Source organism: Methylobacterium sp. GC_Met_2, from assembly GCF_026540795.1.
Taxonomy (GTDB): domain Bacteria; phylum Pseudomonadota; class Alphaproteobacteria; order Rhizobiales; family Beijerinckiaceae; genus Methylobacterium.
Map to the genome: position 1 here is coordinate 1 of NZ_JALNUM010000238.1, position 2297 is coordinate 2297.

The following is a 2297-nucleotide window of genomic DNA, read 5'->3' on the forward strand; positions in this document are numbered from 1 at the left end:
AGAGATGCCACTGCGCATCCCGCCGGACTCGCAGGATGGGCCTCAAACCGAAACCCCACACGGACTCAACCGTCAGAGCTCAACCACTAGATACTGTCGGCGAATCGGGGGTGGGGGCATTGGCATGGAGATGCCCGATGAGCCTGCGACCGGAACCGATCGGCACGATCCCGGCTGAGACAGTGCGGGTTGCTAAGGCGGCGTTCCCCAAGGGAAAGACGGCCACGCGGCTGCGTGACGAGTTCAGTTCCCTTTATCAGAACAAGGACTTGGTGGCCTCTACCCGACCCGTGGCCAGCCCGGGCTCCCGCCTTGGCGGCTGGCCCTCGTCACGGTCTTTCAGTTCTCGGAGCAACTGAGCGATCGACAGGCCGCGGATGCCGTGCGCGCCCGGATCGACTGGAAGTACGCGCTCGGGCTCGAACTCACCGACCCGGGCTTTCACTTCGGTGTCCTCACCGAGTTCCGAACCCGCCTCATCGCCGGTGACGCCGCGCACCTGCTTCTGGATCGGATGCTCACGTGCTTCAGGGCCCGCGGCCTGGTCAAGGCGCGCGGCAAGCAGCGCACCGACAGCAGGCACGTCCTGGCCGCCGTGCACGATCTGCACCTGCTCGAACTGACCGCCGAGACATTGCGCGCTGCGCTCGACGATCTGGCCGCCGTCGCGCCGGATTGGCTGCGCGGGATCACGCAGCCGATCTGGTTCGAGCGTTACGGACGCCGGGTCGAGGATTACCGGCTGCCCAAGGGTCGGGCGGAGCGGGAAGCCCTCTCTCTCGCGATCGGTGCCGACAGGTTCAGCCTGTTTGAGGCCCTGGACGCGCCGGATACACCGGCCGAGGCCCGCGGCGTCCCGATGGTCGGCACCCTGCGCGAAGTCTGGCGCGTGCACTATGCCCGTGCGGGAGGTGGGCCGCCACGCTGGCGCAGCGGTCCGGAGCTGCCGCCGGTCGGCGAGCGGCTGCAATCCCCCTACGACCCAGAAGTCCACTACAGCACGAAGCGTCAGATGGAATGGTCGGGCTATAAGGTTCACATCACCGAAGTCTGCGACGCGGACGCAGCTCACCTCGTCACGAACGTAATGACCTGCCCGGCGATGCAGCCCGACCTGGCAAGCACGGCCGCGATCCACGAGCAGCTGGCCGTCAAGGACCTTCTGCCGGCCGAACACTTCGTGGATGCCAGCTACGTCGATGCGGGATTGCTGGTCGGAAGCCGGCGAGACCATGCTGTCGCGCTGGAAGGGCCAGTCCGCGCCATGCCGCAGCGGGCAACGGAAGCTGAACGATCCTACGAGCAGCGCCACTTCGTCATCGACTGGAAGCACGAGCAGGTCACCTATCCGCAGGGCAAAACGGCGGTGACTTGGCGCGCCACCCGTGGCGAGGTCGGAGCTCCACGCTTCCAGGCGGTGTTCAGCCGGACCGATTGCTGCGCCTGCCCCGCGCGCCGATCCTGTACCTCCTCCAAGGAGACGCGCCGCTCCGTCTACTTCCTGCCACGCTCGGAATACGAGGCGCTGAATGCCGCGCGGTACCGGATGCAGGATCCGGTCTGGAAGGAGCGATATCGCATCCGCGTCGGGATCGTGGGCACGCTCTCCTAGGGCGTACGCGCCTTCGGCCTGCGCCGGAGCCGATACATCGGCCAAGCCAAGACCGGACTGCAGCACGTCTTCGTTGCCGCCGCGATGAATGCCTCACGTGCTGTCCACTGGCTGGCAGAGACGCCCCGGGCCAAAACACGCGTGATACGGTTCGCAGCCTTGGCCGCAGCTGCCTGATTTGCCGACAGTATCTCTCCCCTACGTCTGGACGCGAGAGGGCTGGCTGTACCTGGCGGTGGTCCTCGACCTGTACTCCCGGCGGGGCGTGCGCTGGGCGGTGGGCGACCGTCTTCACAAGGAACTCGCGCTGACCGCGCTGCGACGAGCCTTCGTTGTCCGGCAACCCGGATCAGATTTGCTCCATCACTCCGAACGCAGCAGTCAGTACTGTTCAGACGAGTATCAGGCGGAGCTACGAAGACATGACATCGTGATATCGACGTCTGGCAAGGGCAACTGCTTTGACAATGCGATGGTCGAGACGCTCTTCAAGACGCTGAAGAACGAGTTGGTCTAGCGCACCACGTTCCAGACGCGAGCGGAGGCCATCGTCGCGCTGGCCCGTTACATCGATGGCTTCTACAATCTCCGCCGCCGCCGCTCGGCGCTGGGCTTCACCAGCCCTATCCAATTCGAGAGGGGCTTCAACCACCAGACCGCTCTCCATTAAACCGGAGCAAGTCCA

1 protein-coding gene and 2 pseudogenes are annotated in these 2297 nt (G+C 65.3%); all 3 read left to right on the top strand.

Features of this window, described 5'->3' with window-relative positions; genetic code table 11:
• Positions 1-304 precede the first annotated feature (304 nt).
• Positions 305-490 (top strand): annotated as a pseudogene (locus OXS49_RS33155) (transposase); the annotation flags it as partial.
• Between the two features lie 24 nt (positions 491-514).
• Entirely contained in the window at positions 515-1612 is a 1098-nt protein-coding gene (locus OXS49_RS33750; RefSeq protein WP_346016981.1) for a transposase, read from the top strand.
• A 199-nt stretch (positions 1613-1811) separates the two neighbouring features.
• A pseudogene (locus OXS49_RS33165) lies at positions 1812-2282 on the top strand (IS3 family transposase); the annotation flags it as partial.
• Positions 2283-2297 lie beyond the last annotated feature (15 nt).

Coding starts and splice junctions, on each gene's coding strand:
- OXS49_RS33750 (WP_346016981.1), top strand. CDS start 515: ATGCTCACGTGCTTCAGGGCCCGCGGCCTGGTCAAGGCGCGCGGCAAG.